Here is a 15,093-nt window from a genome sequence, read left to right as displayed (position 1 = left end):
TCAATAGCGCGCGCGGAGGCTGGCGAAGAGCGTCCGGCCCGGTTCCGGGAAGCCGTCGGTCAGCGTGTAATAATCGTCGAACAGATTACGTCCGCCGATGCCGATGTCGACATGATCGGTCAGCGCATAATCGATCCGCAGGCCCGCATTCGCATAGGCGCCGGTACGGTAATAGCGTTGCGGCTGGCTGGCGGTCGTCGCGGTGAACAGCGTCCAGCGGTTCGACGCCAGATCGACGCTGGGTATGATGTGGAGCCTGTCCAACGGCGACCAGTCCGCCCAGACGAAGCCCTTGTGCGTCGGTACGCCGACCGGCTGGAAGGCGGGGTTTGCAGCATAGTCGAGCTTGCGCCTGATGCCGGTATAGTTGGCGCCGACGTCCAGGCCGGGCAATAGCGTCGCGGACACCGACAATTCCACGCCATAATAATGGCCGCTGCCGACATTCTGGCTTTGCGTCAGATTGGTGAGCGCACAGCCGGGCCGGGCGACGGCGGGTGGCGTGGTCGATGCGGTGCAGGGATAGGCGGGCGTCAGCACGCTGAAGATCGCATCGTCGACCCAGCTGTAGAAGAGCGCGCCTTCCAGACGCAGCTTGCCCTGCGCCCAGCTGCCGCCGATTTCCGCGTTGGTCGCGCGCTCGGCCTTGAGCGCGGGATTGGGGATGGCGGTGTTGAAACGCTGGCTGAACCGTTCGAAGATGGTGGGGAAGCGCGCGCGTGAGGAGAGGCTGGCATGGAGCGTGAGCGCCTCGCTCGCCCGCCAGTCGAAACGCCCCTGCAGGTTCCAGGTGTCGGCATCGCGGCGCGGATAATTATAGAGCACCGATGCGCCCGACGTGCCGAGCGGCGCGCCATATTCCTCCGCCCTGATGAGATTGCGCCAGTCGAAGCTACCGCCGAGCGTGAAGGTCAGGTCGGGGCTGAGTTTCAATTCATTTTCCAGCGCGGCGGAGAAGGTCTCCTCGGTCTGGGTCTGGCGCGGTTCGGTAGCGGGCACGCCGGCGGTCGAGAAGCTGGTCTGAAACTCGACATGGCGATCATGGCGATAATGGAAGGCGAGGCGCAGCGTGTCCGCATCGCTCGCCGCGAAATCCAGTTGCGCCGACCCGCCCCAGGCACGATCCTCATAAGGAGAATCGAAGGCATAGGGGCGGCTCTGCGTCGTCTGGCTGCGGTCGTTGAAGGAGCGCAGGATCGAATCGAACTTGTTGTAATAGGCACGAGTTTTCAGCGTCGCCCGGTCGCCCAGCGCCGTGGTCGACAGGAAATAGATGCTGCTGATGTCCCAGGACGGCCAGTCCCAGAAACGCGCGGTCGTCACCGTGTCGCTGACGTGCAGCGGCGCGTTCTTCGATCCTTCCTGATGGGTGTAGCTGAGCGCATATTCGTCGGTGGCGTTGGGGGTGAAGCCGACTTTCGCATTGACGCGCCAATCCTGCGTCCGGGAAAAATCGCGCGCGCCGCCATCCTCCAGCGAAGGCACCTGGGCGGTGAAGCCGTGTGGCAGGTTCCAATGATCGGTAAAGCTGCGGGCGTAGCTGGCCTGCGCATACCATTTGTCCTGGCGGGTGCCGACCATGGCGGAGGTCGAATAGCCGGCATAGTCGGTGTCATTGTCGAAATTGACCGTGCCACGCACGTCGATGTCCAGTTCCTTGGTCGGCTTGCGCGTGACCAGGTTGATGGCGCCGCCCATGGCGCCGGGGCCGTCCAGAACGGAGGCATAGCCCTTCGCCACTTGCACTTCGGCGATGTCGGTGGTCAGGAAGCGGCCATAGTCGAGCCGGTTGTCGGCGGGCAGGTAGACGCGAATGCCGTCGATCGAAAGCGGCGCCTGGAACCGGTCGAAGCCCCGCACGAAGACCAGCCTTTCGTTGCGCGTGCCGCCGCTGTTGCCGGACGACACGCCGGGCATCAGGTTGATGGCGTCATCCAGCGCGGTGCGGCTGAAGCTGTAGATGGCGTCGGAAGAGAGTGTGGTGCTGTCGATGCCGATCCCTTCGGTGCGCGGCGCGGTGACGATGATCTGGCCAAGGGAAAAGCGATCGCTCGCTTCGGGCGCGGCATCCTGGGCATGGGCGGCGGACGCGAGGATGGAGCCTGCTGCCAATAAGCAGGTCAAGGCGATACGCATGTGATTTTCCCCCTATTTTGGTCGTTCGACTCGCTATATCTGGCGATATATAGTTTCGCGATCGGGAGGAAAGCCCCTCATGCTTCGGTTATCGTCTTTGCTGGCCCTGTCCTTTGCGCTGCTTGCCGGGGGCAGTGGTGCGTCCGCGCAAATGGCCCAAGTGCCTGCCGCAGCCTGTAGCGCCCCCGCCGACCTGCCGCCGGCGCTTGCGTCCTGGCCCAATGCGAAGCCGTTGCAGGCTGCAGGTGAACGCAAGACGCTGGCGGCCGCGACGCTGACGCCGGCGCAGGCGGTGGCGATGTCCCTGCTGGCGACGCCGAAGGTCGCCTATCCGTTGCGGCCGGAAAAACCGGGCGGCAGCGTCAGCTATGGCGGTCTGGCGCGGTTCACCGTCGCCCAGGCGGGGACGTGGCGCGTGGCGCTCAGCACCCCGGCATGGGTCGATGTGGTGCGGGACGGGAAGGCGTCGATCTCGACCGCGCACGGGCATGGACCGGACTGTTCGGGCATCCGCAAGATGGTCGATTATGCGCTCGAGCCGGGCGACTATGTGCTTCAGATCGCTGCCAATGGATCGGACAAGGTGACGCTGCTGGTGACGCCTTTGTCGTGAGGGCCTTGCTGTACGCGACGTTGTACACGACGGCGCTGTTATTGCTGGTCGCTGCGGCGCCCGTCTGGCGTTGGGATCTGCCCCAGGGCGTCGTCGCGCCGGTCGTGCCGGCGGACAATGGGATGAGCGCGGCCAAGGTGGAGCTGGGCCGTCGCCTTTTTTATGACGCCGATCTGTCGGCGGACGGCACGCTTGCCTGCGCGGGATGCCATGAGCAGAAGCGCGCCTTCGCCGATGGCAATGCGACCCGGCCGGGCGTCCATGGCGGGGCAGGGCGGCGCAATGTGCCGGGCCTGGCCAATGTCGGCTGGTTCGCGCGACTGACCGTTGCCGATCCCGCGATCACCACGCTGGAGGCGCAGGCGCTGGTGCCGCTGTTCGGCGAACGGCCGGAGGAAATGGGGATGAAGGGCCGGGATGCGGAATTTACTCGGCGGCTGGGCGCCGACCGCTGCTATCGCGCGATGTTCGCCCGCGCCTTTCCTGAACGACAGGGGCGGATCGATACCGGCAGCGTCACGGCCGCGCTGGCCGCGTTCGAACGGACGATGATATCCTATCATAGCGCCTATGACCGTTATCAGGCTGGAGATCGCATCGCGCTCTCGCCGCTGGCTGTGGAGGGCGCGCGGCTGTTCCAGGCGCGGGGCTGCACGAGCTGCCATGACGGTGTGAACTTCGGTGGCATGAATTATCATCAGTTGGAACCGGCCCAGCCGTCCGATCCCGGCCTGATCGAGCAGACGGGCCGGCCCGACGATGCGGGACGCTTCCGGACGCCCTCGCTGCGCAATGTCGCCCTGACGGGACCCTGGTGGCATGACGGCAGGGCCGCGACGCTGGAGGCCGCGATCCGGCGGCATCCGGTTGCTGTGCCGGTCACGGACATGCCGGCGCTCCTCGCGTTCTTCGATAGCCTGACCGACCCGGACTTCATCGCCGATCCGCGCCTGTCCCGGCCGGATCGCGCCTGCGGCAAACCGCTATGAGGATGGCGCGCCATCGGGCGTCAGCGGGGTATCGCGCAGCATCGTGTCGAGCAAGGGCGCTGCGCCCGGACCGGCGGCGTCAGTCGCTGCCGTCTGCATCGCCCGATAGGCGGCCAGCACCGCTTCCCCCGCCGGGGTGACATGCGCGCCGCGCCCGCGCCCGCCGCCCGGCACCGTATCGACCAGCTTCTCCTGCCAGCAGCGGTTCATGGCATCGACCAGCAGCCAGGTCCGGCGATAGCTCATCCCCATCGCCCGCCCCGCCGCCGAAATGGAGCCGTGCGTCCGGATGGCGTCGAGCAGGTCGGCCTTGCCCGGTCCCATGGCGATTTCCGTGCCGCTATAGAGCTGGACCTTGATCTTGAGTGACGATGCGCAAGCCATGTCCGCACAATAGCGCATGGCTCAGCGGGCGCCACCGCGCTTTTCCCGTCCCGTCAATGCCCTGCGCGTCCGTCTATCCTGCCTGCCGGTCGACGAAGGCAATGACCGCGTCGTTGAAGGCATCATTGGCGTCACCCGCCACCATGTGATGCGCCCCGTCGATATGGACATAATCGGCATGGGGAACCAGTTCCATGAAGGCGCGCGCGCCTTCTTCCGTCACGATCCGGCTACGGCCGCCGCGGATCAACAGGGTCGGGATGGTGAGGTCGCGCGCCGCCATCTCCAGCACGCTCGGTCCCTCGGCCTGCTGCTTGGGATCAGCGCCCATCGACATGAAGGCGGGGTCCCAGTGCCAGTAATAGCGGCCGTCGCGCAGCCGCAGATTGCGCGCTAGCCCCTTGCTGCTGGCCGGCCGTTCGCGATGGGGTAGATAGGCGGCGACCGCATCGGCAGCATCTTCGACCGATGCGAAGCCGTCGGCGCCCGCGCTCATGAAGGCGATCACTTCCTGGGCGCCATCCATGTCGACATGGGCGGTGATGTCGACCAGCACCAGCGCGCGGATCGCCGATGGATCGGCTGCCGCGACGATCATCGCCACCAGGCCGCCGAGCGACGCGCCGACGATGACGGGCGGCTGGTCGAGGGCGGCCAGCACCGTTCGCAGATCGTCGGCAAAGACGGTCAGGCTATATTGACCATCGGGCGACCAGCCGCTGTCGCCATGGCCGCGCAGGTCCATGCTGATCGCGCGATAGCCATGGCGTGCCGCTTCCAGCAGTGCCTTGCCCCAGCTCTGCCGGGTCTGCCCGCTGCCATGCAGGAACAGGACGGGCTGGCCATCGGCCGGTCCGATCGCATCGGCGGCCAGGTCCACGTTGGTGCCACGCAAAGTCAGACGTTCGATTTCACTCATGCCCGACCTTTAGCGCTTAATGGCCGCGCGGAAATCCTCATTCTTGAGGAAAAGCGACGTATTGTCGGCGCCCAGATGCGTCCATTTGAGGTTCAGCCCGCCATCGACCAGGATGGTCTGGCCGGTGATGTAGCTCGACAGGTCGGACAGGAGGAAGGCGATGGCCCCCGCCTGCTCTTCCGGCTGGGCGCGGCGGCCCATGGCGATCGCCGCCTGGTCGCGTGCGGCATCCTCGTCAATATAGGCGCCCGAACCCGGTGTGATGGTCGTGCCGGGGGCAATCGTGTTGACGCGGATATTGTCGAGCGCCAGTTCGGTCGCCAGCGTGCGCGTCGCCGCGACGATCGCCGCCTTCGCCGTGCCATAGGCGACATGATAAGGGGCGGTGTTCATCCCGCTGATGGAGGAAACCCCGACGATCGCACCTGGCAGGCCCCGTGCGCGCAGTTCGCGCGCGACCGCCTGGCTCATGAAGAACATCGTTTCCAGATTCTGCTCGAACAGCGCGCGCCAATCGGCGCGGGTGACGCGCTCGGCCCGCATCCAGGTCTGCGGCGCGGCGCCGCCCGCCACATTGGCGAGACCATGAAGCGTGCCCGGTGCGGCGAGCGCGGCCTCCATCACCCGCGCCACGCCCTCATCCGTGCCGACATCGGCGATCACGGGCACGATGGGCAGGCCCTGGGCGATCAGCGGCGCGATGTTCGCGTCGAATTTTTCCTGCGTGCGCCCGGCGGCGATAATGGTCGCTCCCGCCTGCGCCAGCATTCGGGTCGTGGCCGTGCCGATGCCGCCGCCTGCCGCGCCGGTGACGATGATCGTTCGTCCCGTGAAGTCGATGAGCTGCTGCGCCATGCTCGATTCCTCTCCTTTTTGCGGAGCGAACCTAGCCCGATGCTCGAAGCGCGAAACAGCCCGGCGATGGAAACATCGCTCCCGCGCTAACAGCCTGGCCGACGTTGCAAGTAGACAGGCCTGTTGATTAGGTGCCGGTGACAAGACCAGGAGTGGATATGAGCTGCAATCCCACGCGGACGCCGGCTGCCGACAGTTTCGACATCGCTGCGCTGCGCGAGAAATATCGTGAAGAGCGCGACAAACGGCTGCGCAGCGACGGTCAGGGCCAGTATCAGCCGACGACGGACGATACGACTCACAGCTATGATGTCGATCCGCACATGCCGGTCGCGGCGCGCGACCCGATTGTCGAGGATCTGGACGTGCTGGTGCTGGGCGCGGGCTTTGCCGGGTTGCTGGCGGGCTATCACCTGACCCGGCAGGGCGTCACCAATTTCCGCAACATCGACCATGCCGGCGATTTCGGCGGCGTCTGGTACTGGAACCGCTATCCCGGCATCCAGTGCGACAATGACGCCTATTGCTATCTGCCGCTGCTGGAGGAAACCGGCTTCATGCCGTCGAAGAAATTCGCGGACGGAGCGGAGATCCAGGCCTATTGCCGGCTGATTGCGGAACGGTTCGGTTTCGCCGATCGCGCGTTGTTCCATACGCTCATCACCTCGCTCAAATGGGATGAGGCGATACAGCGCTGGCGTGTGGGCACCAGCCGGGGCGACGAGTTCCGCGCCCGCTTCGTCATCATGGGCTGCGGTGTGCTCAATATGCCCAAACTGCCGGGCATCGAGGGGATCGGCCGGTTCAAGGGGAAGATTTTCCACACCGCGCGCTGGGACTATGATTATACCGGCGGCAGCCATGCCGCGCCCCTGCTCGACAAGCTGGCCGACAAGCGTGTCGCCATCGTCGGCACCGGCGCCACCGCGATCCAGGCGGTGCCGCATATCGCCCGGCACGCGAAGCAACTCTATGTTATCCAGCGCACCCCCTCGACCGTGGACGAGCGGCCCAATCCGCCGACTGATCCCGACTGGGCCGCCGCGCTTCAGCCCGGCTGGCAGGCGGAGCGCAAGGCCAATTTCCATCGCGCGGCGATGGAATTCTTCGCGCCTGGCGAACCGGACCTCATCTGCGACATATGGACCGAGATTGCGCGTAACCTTGCCGCCGAACTGGAGGCTGCGGGCTGGCCGCAACTGACATTTGAAGAGTTCATGGCGCGGCGCGAGGTCGTCGATTACCGGGTGATGGAGCGGTTGCGCGCGCGCGTCGATTCCATGGTCGAGGACAAGGCGACGGCGGAAGCGCTCAAGCCCTGGTATCGCTTTTTGTGCAAACGGCCGCTGTCGAGCAACGACTTCTATGCCGTTTTCAACCAGCCCAATGTCGAATTGATAGACGTAGCCGGTTCCAGGGGGCTGGAAGCGATCACCGAAAGCGGCTTCGTGTCGAATGGCGTCGAATATCCGGTCGACTGCCTGATTTTCGCGAGCGGCTTTGAAGTGACGAGCGAACTGAAACGGCGCTGGGGCATCGACGTGGTGGAGGGCCGCGATGGCCTGTCCATCTATGACCATTGGGCCGAAGGGCCGAAGACGCTGCACGGCACCATGACCCATGGTTTTCCGAACCAGTTCTTCATCGGTTATATCCAGGGAGGGCTGAACGCCAGCGTCACCGAACAATTCGGCTATCAGGCGGAACATATCGCCCATGTCATCCAGGCGACGATGGCGAAAGGCGCGCTGTCGGTCGAAACCACACAGGTGGCGCAGGACGATTATGTCCGCCATTTCACCGAGACGGAAATGGACACATCCGCCTTCCAGCGCGAATGCACGCCCAGCTATTTCACCAACGAAGGCCAGGTGAAGGCGCCTTGGGCGTTGTTCCGCGGCTATGGCCCCGGCTGGGGTGCTTTCCAGGCGCTGCTGAACGACTGGCGAGAGCAGGGCGACCTGGCCGGAATGGAATTGCGGTCGTGATCGCCGGGGGGATGATGTGGCTCGTCCGCCCGCTTTCGCTTGGGCGCCCGCACTCGATCGCGATAGCCTGGCAAGCCGGAGCAGGATGCGGGAGGATGGCGTGAACAAGCCGACCAACATCGATGTCGAGGATCTGGCCAAGCCGCTGACCTATTCGGTCGAGGCCTTCCTGTCGAAAGACTATGCCTTGGCCGAGAAGGAGCAGCTTTGGCCCAAAGTGTGGCAGATGGCCGCGCGGGTCGAGGAACTGCCGGAGGTTGGCGACTGGCTGACCTATGACATATGCGACGATTCGATCATCATCGTCCGGGTTGCGCCCGATCGGTTGAAGGCTTTCCACAATGTCTGCCCCCATCGCGGGCGGCAGTTGGTCGATGTCCCGCGCCATGTTCATTCGGTGCGCGGCACCAAAAGGCGCAATTTCATCTGCGGCTTCCACGGTTGGACCTTCGATACGGAAGGCAACAACATCTATATCCTCGATCCGCAGGACTGGCAGGGCGCGCTGACGCCTGAATGCACGCACCTGTCGGAGGTTCGGGTGGATATCTGGGGCGGCTGGATCTGGGTCCATATGGATCAGCACGCAGAACCGCTGACCGAATTTCTGGGCGACGCAGGGCGCATCCTGTCCCATTTCGAATTGGACAAGATGCGCTACAAATGGCGCAAATGGGTGGTTTATCCGGCCAACTGGAAGACCGCGCTCGAAGCCTTCATGGAACCCTATCATGTCGCGGGCACGCATAGCCAGTTGCTCGCCTATGGCGATTATTACGCCTACAGCGCGGCCTATGGCCTGCATGGCGTGAGCGGTTTCGACCAGCGCGACCCGGCCTTCGCCATGAGCCAGAGCAGCAGCGTGACGCGCGCGGGCAAGGGCGACGATCCGCGCCGGTCGACCTATGAATTGATCCGCGAAAATTATGAGACGCTGAACTATGCCGCGTCCACCGAAACGCTGGTCAACGCGGCCAGCCGGCTGGTGGACGAACTGCCCGAAGGCACGCCCGCGTCCGATGTCATCGCGCACTGGCTGAAATCCGCCAAGGCGGACGACGCGGCGCGCGGGGTGATCTGGCCGGAAATTCCGCCGGAGGTCATGTCCGAGGCGGGGCTGGCCTGGAACGTCTTTCCCAACATGTCGGTGCTGCACGGCATCACCTTTGCGCTGTGCTACCGGACGCGGCCCTTTGGCGACGATCCCAATATGTGCATTTTCGAATCCTATGCGATCGAGCGCTTCCCCGAAGGGGAGGAGCCGACGACCGAGTGGGAAGAGACCGAGCCGACCGCAGAAGGCTGGGGTTCGGTCCTCGCGCAGGATTTCTCCAATATGGAGTGGGTGCAGAAGGGCATGAAGTCGCGCGGTTTCCGCGGGCCGCTGCCCAATCCGCATCAGGAACGCAAGATCACCAATTTCCACCGCAACCTAGCCGCGTACATGGGTACGGGCGCACCGAGGTTACTGAAATGAGCTATGACGACCCCAAGCCCGCAACGACAGTGACTCCATCGGGCAAGCAGGGAACCCCGGTCTACAAGCGCGTGCTGGACCTGTTCGAGGCGGAGGGGATCAATACCCTGTTCGGTATTCCCGATCCCAATTTCGTGCATATGTTCCTGGAGGCGGAGCGGCGCGGCTGGACCGTCGTCGCCCCCCATCATGAAGCCGCCGCCGGCTTCATGGCCGAGGCCGCGTCGCGCATCACCGGCAAGCCCGCGGTCGCCATCGGCACGCTGGGGCCGGGCATCGCCAATATGGCGCCCGCCATCCAGTGCGCGCTGGTCGAACATTCGCCGGTCATCTTCCTGTCGGGCCAGCGCGCCCGCGTGACCGAACAGCGTGTCCGCCGTGGCCGCATCCAGTTCGTCAAGCAAATGCCGCTGTTTGAAAATTCGGTGAAATATGCCGCATCGATCGAATATGCCGACCAGACCGACGAGGTGATCCGCGAGGGCATCCGCAAGGCGATGGGCGGCACGCCTGGCCCGGTCTATATCGAATATCCCAGCCACATCATCCTGGAAGAGCTGGACCTGCCCGCGCCGCTGGCGCCCGAACGCTACCGCCTGGTCAACCAGGGGGCGGACATCGACCGGGTGAAGGAAGCGGCCGAGCTGATCCGGGCGGCGAAGAACCCGATCCTGCTGCTTGGTCATGCGGTCCACACATCGCGTTCCGGCGCGGCGGTCAAGGAACTGGCCGACCTCATGAACTGCCCGGTGATCCAGACTTCGGGCGGCACCAGCTATATCAAGGGGCTGGAGGACCGGACCTTCCAATATGTCTTCTCCAACGCCTCGATCGAGGCGGTGACGGAATCCGACCTGGTGCTGGCGCTGGGTACGGAACTGGGCGAGCCGGTGCATTTCGGCAAGTGGCGCTACTGGCAGAAGAATGAGGCGATCCGTAAGTGGATCTATGTCGAGCAGGACCCTGCGGCGATCGGCGTCAATCGCCCGATCGACGTGCCGCTGGTCGGCGACCTGCGCGGCGTGGTGCCGCAACTGGTGGCGGCGCTCAAGGACACGCCGCGCGCGCCTGCGCCGGGCCTCGCCAAGTTCATGAAGGAAGGGCAGGCCGAACTGGACGAACTGGCGGCGGAATCGCTGACCAAGAGCGACGGCACCGGCGAACTGGCAATCCATCCCGCCCGTCTGGCGGTGGAGGCGACGCAGGCTTTCCCCAAGGATGGCATATTGATCCGCGACGGCGGCGCAGGTGTGATCTTCCAGTGGACCTATTCGCAATGCAAGCCGCATGACGTGATCTGGAACCAGAATTTCGGCCATATCGGCACCGGCCTGCCCTATGCCACCGGCGCGATGCTCGCGGATCAGGCGGCGACGGGGGTGACGCGGCCGGGGATGCTCATCACGTCGGACTCCTCCTTCCTGTTCCACATTGGCGAACTGGAAGTGGCCGCGCGCAAGAAGCTGCCGCTGGTCTGTGTCGTCGGCGTCGATCATCAATGGGGTCTGGAAGTGGGCGTCTACAAGCGCACCTTCGGCCAGGGCACGGAAGAGACCGGCACCCATTGGAGCAAGGACGTCCGTTTCGACAAGATCGCCGAAGGGTTTGGCGGTCACGGCGAATATGTGACCAGGGCGCAGGACATCAAACCGGCGATCGAGCGAGCCTATGCCAGCGGCAAGGTGGGTGTGGTTCATGTCGTGATCGACCCCAAGGCCAATTCGGAAGAGATGCCGAAATATGCCGAGTTCCGCACCTGGTATGCCGAGGGGACGCAGTAACGAAAAGTTCCTCCCTTTGCAGGGGAGGATGAGAAGGAGTGGACATGCGCGACTATCGGAACTTCTATATTGACGGCCAATGGGTCGCCCCGGTCGATCCGAAGACCGCGGATGTCATCAACCCCGCCACCGAGGCGGTAGCCGGCACGATCGCGCTTGGTTCGGTCGCGGATGTCAACAAGGCGGTCGCCGCCGCGCGCAAGGCTTTCCCGGTCTGGTCGGAAACGACGCGGGAAGAGCGCCTTGACCTGCTCAAGGCGATACAGGCCGAATATCAACGGCGCCTTCCCGATCTGGGGGCGGCCATTCGCGAAGAGATGGGTGCGCCTTCGGGCCTGGCCAATGGTTTCCATGTCGGCCTGGGCGCCGGGCATCTCCAGACCGCGATCGAACTGCTTGAGACTTTCCCGTTCGAGGAACTGCGGGGGAGCACGCTGATCCGTCGCGAGCCGATCGGCGTTTGCGCGCTCATCACGCCGTGGAACTGGCCGATGAACCAGACCTGTGTGAAGGTCTTCCCCGCGCTCGCGACCGGCTGCACCATGATCCTGAAGCCGCCGCAACTCGCGCCTTTTTCGGCGCAGATACTGGCCGAGATCCTTGATGCGGCCGGTGTGCCGGCGGGCGTGTTCAACATGATCCAGGGGCAGGGCAGTGTCATCGGCACGGCCTTGTCGACCCATGAGGATGTCGACATGGTGAGCTTCACCGGATCGGAAGCAGTGGGCGTCCAGATTCAGCAGGATGCCGCGCGCACGGTCAAACGGGTCGGGCTGGAACTGGGCGGCAAGAGCGCCTTCATCGTGCTGGACGACGCGACCCTGGCCGACAATGTCGCGGCGGCGACGACCGGCATGATGGGCAATTCCGGCCAGACCTGCAGCGCCGGCTCGCGCCTGCTCGTGCCGTGCGCGCGGATCGATGACGCGCTGGCTGTAGCGAAGGCGGCGGCCGAAGGCGTCACGGTGGGCGATCCAGCGGGAGAGGTCGCCATGGGGCCGGTCGTGTCCAAGGCGCAATATAATATCGTCCAGGACTATATCGCCAAGGGACTGGAGGAAGGGGCGACCCTCGTCGCCGGCGGCTCCGGGCGACCCGAAGGGGTGGAGCGCGGCTGGTTCGTCCGGCCCACCGTCTTCCTGGGCACCAACGACATGGTCGTCGCGCGCGAGGAGATTTTCGGGCCGGTCCTCGTCATCATCCCCTATGCGGATATCGACGACGCCGTGGCCATCGCCAATGACAGCCCCTTTGGACTGGCCGGTTATGTGAACGGCCTCGACACGGATGCGGTTCATGCGATCGCCCGGCGGCTGCGCACTGGCTGGATCAGCATGAATGGCGGTTTCGACTTCCACGCCCCCTTTGGCGGCTACAAGCGTAGCGGCAATGGCCGCGAATGGGGCGAGTTCGGTTTCCATGAGTATCTGGAGACCAAATCGATGCTTGGCTACGCCTGACATGAGTGCGCGCTATACCCCGCCGCAGGGCATGGCCGCGGCTGATGGCTGGGGGCTGGAGCGATTGACGACACCCAGCCGCCTTTATGGTGCGAATGGCCTGTCGACGGGTCCCGACGGTCGGCTCTATGTCGCGCAGGTCGGTGGCAGTCAGGTCAGTGCGATCAACGTCGATGACGGGAGCATCGCGACCATCAGCCCGATGGGCGGGGCGATCGTGGCCCCCGATGATCTGGTATTTGACGAAGCGGGCAATCTCTACCTCACCGAAATTACCGAGGGCCGGGTATCGATGCTCACACCGGGCGGAGAGGCGCGCGTCATCCGTGGGGACATTCCCGTTGCCAATCCCATCACCTGGCATCAGGGACGGCTGATCGCCGGTGAGTGTCGGATGGGCGCCCGCATATTGGAACTGCCTGTCGATGGCGCCGCGCCGCGCGTCATCCTGGACGGCATACCCATGGCCAATGCTTTCCAGGTTGGTCCGGACGGCAAGCTCTACGTCCCGGTCATGGGCGCCAACCAGATATGGCGCGTCGACATCGACACTGGCGCGCATGAGGTGGTTGCGGGCGATCTGGGCGTGCCCGATTCGGTGAAGTTCGACAGTAAGGGACGGATCGTCACCACCCAGGTCGCCAGCGGCCAGGTGCTGCGGATCGACCCGGTCAGCGGCACGCGGGAGATATTGGCGGATATTGGTCCGGGTCTCGACAATGTCGCCTTCATCGGCGACCGCATCTTCGTGTCCAGCATCCCCGGTGAGATTACCGAGATTGTGGAACCGGGGAAGGTCCGCTCCATCGTCCCGCGTGCGTTGCAGTGGCCGCTGGGTCTGGCCATGGGGGCGGACGGCGTATTGTTCGTGGCCGACGGCACGTTCGGCTATCATCTGCGGCCCGGTGGCGCGCCCGACCTTGCCGGTATGATTTTCTATCCCGGCTGCCCCGGCTATATGCGCGGTGTCGCACCGGGCGCACAGGCCGGGGAGTGGGTCGTCACCACCGGCACGGGCAGCGTGGCGCGTTATCGGCCCGCGGAAGGCGCGAGCGATTTCCTGTCCCATGGCCATGACCGGCTGATGGGCGTGGCGGTCGCGCCGGGCGGTGCGGTGATCTTCGCCGAATATGGGACGGGACGCCTGCTCAGCGCCGCCGGCGGATCGGTCGATATATTGGCCGACGGGCTGGACGGACCGATGGGGGTGGCCGTCTCGGATGACGGGGATGTGTATGTGGCGGAAGCCGGGGCGGGTCGTATCGTCCGGTTGAAGGGCGGACGAACCGACATCGTCCTCGACGGCCTGAACCGTCCCGAAGGACTGGCCCTTAGCGGCGACCGGCTGTTTGTGGTCGATACGGGTGACAGGTGCGTGATTGGCTATTCGCTGTCCGGAGGTGCGCGCGAAACGCTGGCGGAGAATCTGCCGGTCGGCGCCCCCCTTGGCATAAAGCCCAAATATCTGGGGCCGATCGGCGACATGGCTGGCCCGATGATTAATTTCGCTGGCATCGCCGCTGGCGCGGATGGGGCGCTCTATCTGTCGGCCGATGCGGAAGGCAGCGTGATCCTTCTACGCCCCGCCTAGCTGACCGGACAGGGCGCGGGCGGCTTCCATCAACGCTGCCGATAATTGCGTCATCGCTCCGTCCCGTTGCAGCGCCGAGCCGATACCGATGGCCACCAGCGCATGGACCGGGCGGCCCGGCCCCTTCCAGACCGGAGCCGCCACGACCGTGGCTCCTGCGATATATTGCCCTTCATCGATCGCGAAGCCCTGCGCGCGTGTCTGGCACAACTGCTCCATCCAGTCTGCGAAGGGCGGCGGATCATCCCATCGCAACTGGTCGAACCGGCGTCTGAGTTCCTCTTCCGGATAATCGCCGAACGCGGCGATGCAGCGTCCCGTTGCGCTGATGAGTGCGGGAAACCGGCTGCCGACCTGGGTACTGAGCTGGAAGCCGCTGGACGACTGGGCCATGGCGACGACGATCATATGATCCAGGCCCATAGCCTGCACGCCCAGCATGGTGAGGCCGAAGCGCTGCGCCAGCCGATCGAGCAGGGGCTGGGCAAGATCGTTGAACGGATCGCGCCGCAACCAGTGACGCGCCAGCGTCAGCACCCCGGCCTCCAGCGCGTAGCGTTTGGTATCGGGATCGAAGGATACCAGTTCCTCCTCCACCAGCGCGCGCAGCACATAGAGGCAGGTGGATGGGACCAGGCCCAGTTCCTTGGCGATGGCCTGGACGCCCAGTGGCCGTTCGCTCCGTCCCAGCAGGCGCAGGATCGCGGCGGCTCGCGCAATGGCCGGCGCCTTGCTCTCCTTGATGGTGCGCGCGACCTTCCGGATGGGGGAGGGCGCTCGAACAGGGTCGGTCATCTGCCATATTCTCCATCGCCCAGGCGATGGACGATCATTCAAAATATAGAATATCATTCATAATTTACAACAATAGAGTCGGCGTGACATGGCGTTTGTCGAGGC

Annotated in this window: 12 protein-coding genes; 7 read left to right on the top strand and 5 right to left on the bottom strand. The window is 64.7% G+C overall.

The window, feature by feature from the left end:
- Positions 1–2,136 (bottom strand): TonB-dependent receptor, encoded by a 2,136-nt coding sequence (locus MOK15_RS20105; protein WP_242933459.1) that lies wholly within the window; start codon positions 2,134–2,136, stop codon positions 1–3.
- 79 nt (positions 2,137–2,215) lie between these two features.
- Between MOK15_RS20105 and MOK15_RS20100 the strand changes: the two genes are divergently transcribed.
- Positions 2,216–2,749, top strand: a complete 534-nt coding sequence (locus MOK15_RS20100) for a hypothetical protein (protein WP_242933458.1) — start codon at positions 2,216–2,218, stop codon at positions 2,747–2,749.
- A complete protein-coding gene (locus tag MOK15_RS20095; protein WP_242933457.1) occupies positions 2,746–3,738 on the top strand; it encodes a cytochrome c peroxidase in 993 nt (330 codons plus the stop codon). Before MOK15_RS20100 ends, MOK15_RS20095 begins: the two co-directional genes overlap by 4 nt.
- On the opposite strand, the gene MOK15_RS20090 is transcribed toward MOK15_RS20095, so the two are convergent.
- The 3 genes from MOK15_RS20090 to MOK15_RS20080 are packed head-to-tail and all read right to left on the bottom strand — an operon-like array spanning position 3,733 to position 5,896.
- Positions 3,733–4,140 carry a LysR family transcriptional regulator gene (locus tag MOK15_RS20090; RefSeq protein WP_242933456.1) on the bottom strand — a complete coding sequence of 136 codons (408 nt, stop codon included), beginning with the start codon at positions 4,138–4,140 and terminating at the stop codon, positions 3,733–3,735. The two genes, MOK15_RS20095 and MOK15_RS20090, sit on opposite strands and share 6 nt — an antisense overlap.
- A 55-nt stretch (positions 4,141–4,195) precedes the next feature.
- Positions 4,196–5,041, bottom strand: coding sequence for an alpha/beta hydrolase (locus MOK15_RS20085; RefSeq protein ID WP_242933455.1), 846 nt, complete (start codon positions 5,039–5,041; stop codon positions 4,196–4,198).
- A 9-nt stretch (positions 5,042–5,050) separates the two neighbouring features.
- Positions 5,051–5,896 (bottom strand): SDR family oxidoreductase, encoded by an 846-nt coding sequence (locus MOK15_RS20080; RefSeq protein ID WP_242933454.1) that lies wholly within the window; start codon positions 5,894–5,896, stop codon positions 5,051–5,053.
- A gap of 158 nt (positions 5,897–6,054) precedes the next feature.
- On the opposite strand from MOK15_RS20080, the gene MOK15_RS20075 reads away from it, so the two are divergent.
- The 5 genes from MOK15_RS20075 (at position 6,055) to MOK15_RS20055 (ending at position 14,193) form a co-directional block, all read left to right on the top strand.
- Positions 6,055–7,884: an NAD(P)/FAD-dependent oxidoreductase gene (locus MOK15_RS20075; protein ID WP_242933453.1), complete on the top strand. Its 1,830-nt coding sequence runs from the start codon at positions 6,055–6,057 to the stop codon at positions 7,882–7,884.
- 100 nt (positions 7,885–7,984) lie between these two features.
- Positions 7,985–9,361, top strand: a complete 1,377-nt coding sequence (locus MOK15_RS20070) for an aromatic ring-hydroxylating dioxygenase subunit alpha (RefSeq protein WP_242933452.1) — start codon at positions 7,985–7,987, stop codon at positions 9,359–9,361.
- A complete protein-coding gene (locus tag MOK15_RS20065) occupies positions 9,358–11,142 on the top strand; it encodes a thiamine pyrophosphate-binding protein (protein ID WP_242933451.1) in 1,785 nt (594 codons plus the stop codon). Before MOK15_RS20070 ends, MOK15_RS20065 begins: the two co-directional genes overlap by 4 nt.
- A 44-nt stretch (positions 11,143–11,186) precedes the next feature.
- A complete protein-coding gene (locus MOK15_RS20060; protein ID WP_242933450.1) occupies positions 11,187–12,602 on the top strand; it encodes an aldehyde dehydrogenase family protein in 1,416 nt (471 codons plus the stop codon).
- 1 nt (position 12,603) lies between these two features.
- Positions 12,604–14,193, top strand: coding sequence for an SMP-30/gluconolactonase/LRE family protein (locus tag MOK15_RS20055; RefSeq protein WP_242933449.1), 1,590 nt, complete (start codon positions 12,604–12,606; stop codon positions 14,191–14,193).
- On the opposite strand, the gene MOK15_RS20050 is transcribed toward MOK15_RS20055, so the two are convergent.
- Positions 14,179–14,988 (bottom strand): IclR family transcriptional regulator, encoded by an 810-nt coding sequence (locus tag MOK15_RS20050; RefSeq protein ID WP_242933448.1) that lies wholly within the window; start codon positions 14,986–14,988, stop codon positions 14,179–14,181. The two genes, MOK15_RS20055 and MOK15_RS20050, sit on opposite strands and share 15 nt — an antisense overlap.
- Positions 14,989–15,093: the final 105 nt, after the last annotated feature.

It is taken from the genome of Sphingobium sp. BYY-5, assembly GCF_022758885.1.
GTDB lineage: Bacteria > Pseudomonadota > Alphaproteobacteria > Sphingomonadales > Sphingomonadaceae > Sphingobium.
The sequence above is the reverse complement of the archived record's forward strand: the minus strand, read 5'-3'. Positions and strand labels throughout refer to the sequence as shown.

Excerpts from the sequence above, each read along its gene's own strand:
- MOK15_RS20105 (WP_242933459.1), bottom strand. The coding sequence starts at position 2,136 with ATGCGTATCGCCTTGACCTGCTTATTGGCAGCAGGCTCCATCCTCGCG.
- MOK15_RS20100 (WP_242933458.1), top strand. The coding sequence starts at position 2,216 with ATGCTTCGGTTATCGTCTTTGCTGGCCCTGTCCTTTGCGCTGCTTGCC.
- MOK15_RS20090 (WP_242933456.1), bottom strand. The coding sequence starts at position 4,140 with ATGCGCTATTGTGCGGACATGGCTTGCGCATCGTCACTCAAGATCAAG.
- MOK15_RS20085 (WP_242933455.1), bottom strand. The coding sequence starts at position 5,041 with ATGAGTGAAATCGAACGTCTGACTTTGCGTGGCACCAACGTGGACCTG.
- MOK15_RS20080 (WP_242933454.1), bottom strand. The coding sequence starts at position 5,896 with ATGGCGCAGCAGCTCATCGACTTCACGGGACGAACGATCATCGTCACC.
- MOK15_RS20075 (WP_242933453.1), top strand. The coding sequence starts at position 6,055 with ATGAGCTGCAATCCCACGCGGACGCCGGCTGCCGACAGTTTCGACATC.
- MOK15_RS20065 (WP_242933451.1), top strand. The coding sequence starts at position 9,358 with ATGAGCTATGACGACCCCAAGCCCGCAACGACAGTGACTCCATCGGGC.
- MOK15_RS20060 (WP_242933450.1), top strand. The coding sequence starts at position 11,187 with ATGCGCGACTATCGGAACTTCTATATTGACGGCCAATGGGTCGCCCCG.
- MOK15_RS20055 (WP_242933449.1), top strand. The coding sequence starts at position 12,604 with ATGAGTGCGCGCTATACCCCGCCGCAGGGCATGGCCGCGGCTGATGGC.
- MOK15_RS20050 (WP_242933448.1), bottom strand. The coding sequence starts at position 14,988 with ATGACCGACCCTGTTCGAGCGCCCTCCCCCATCCGGAAGGTCGCGCGC.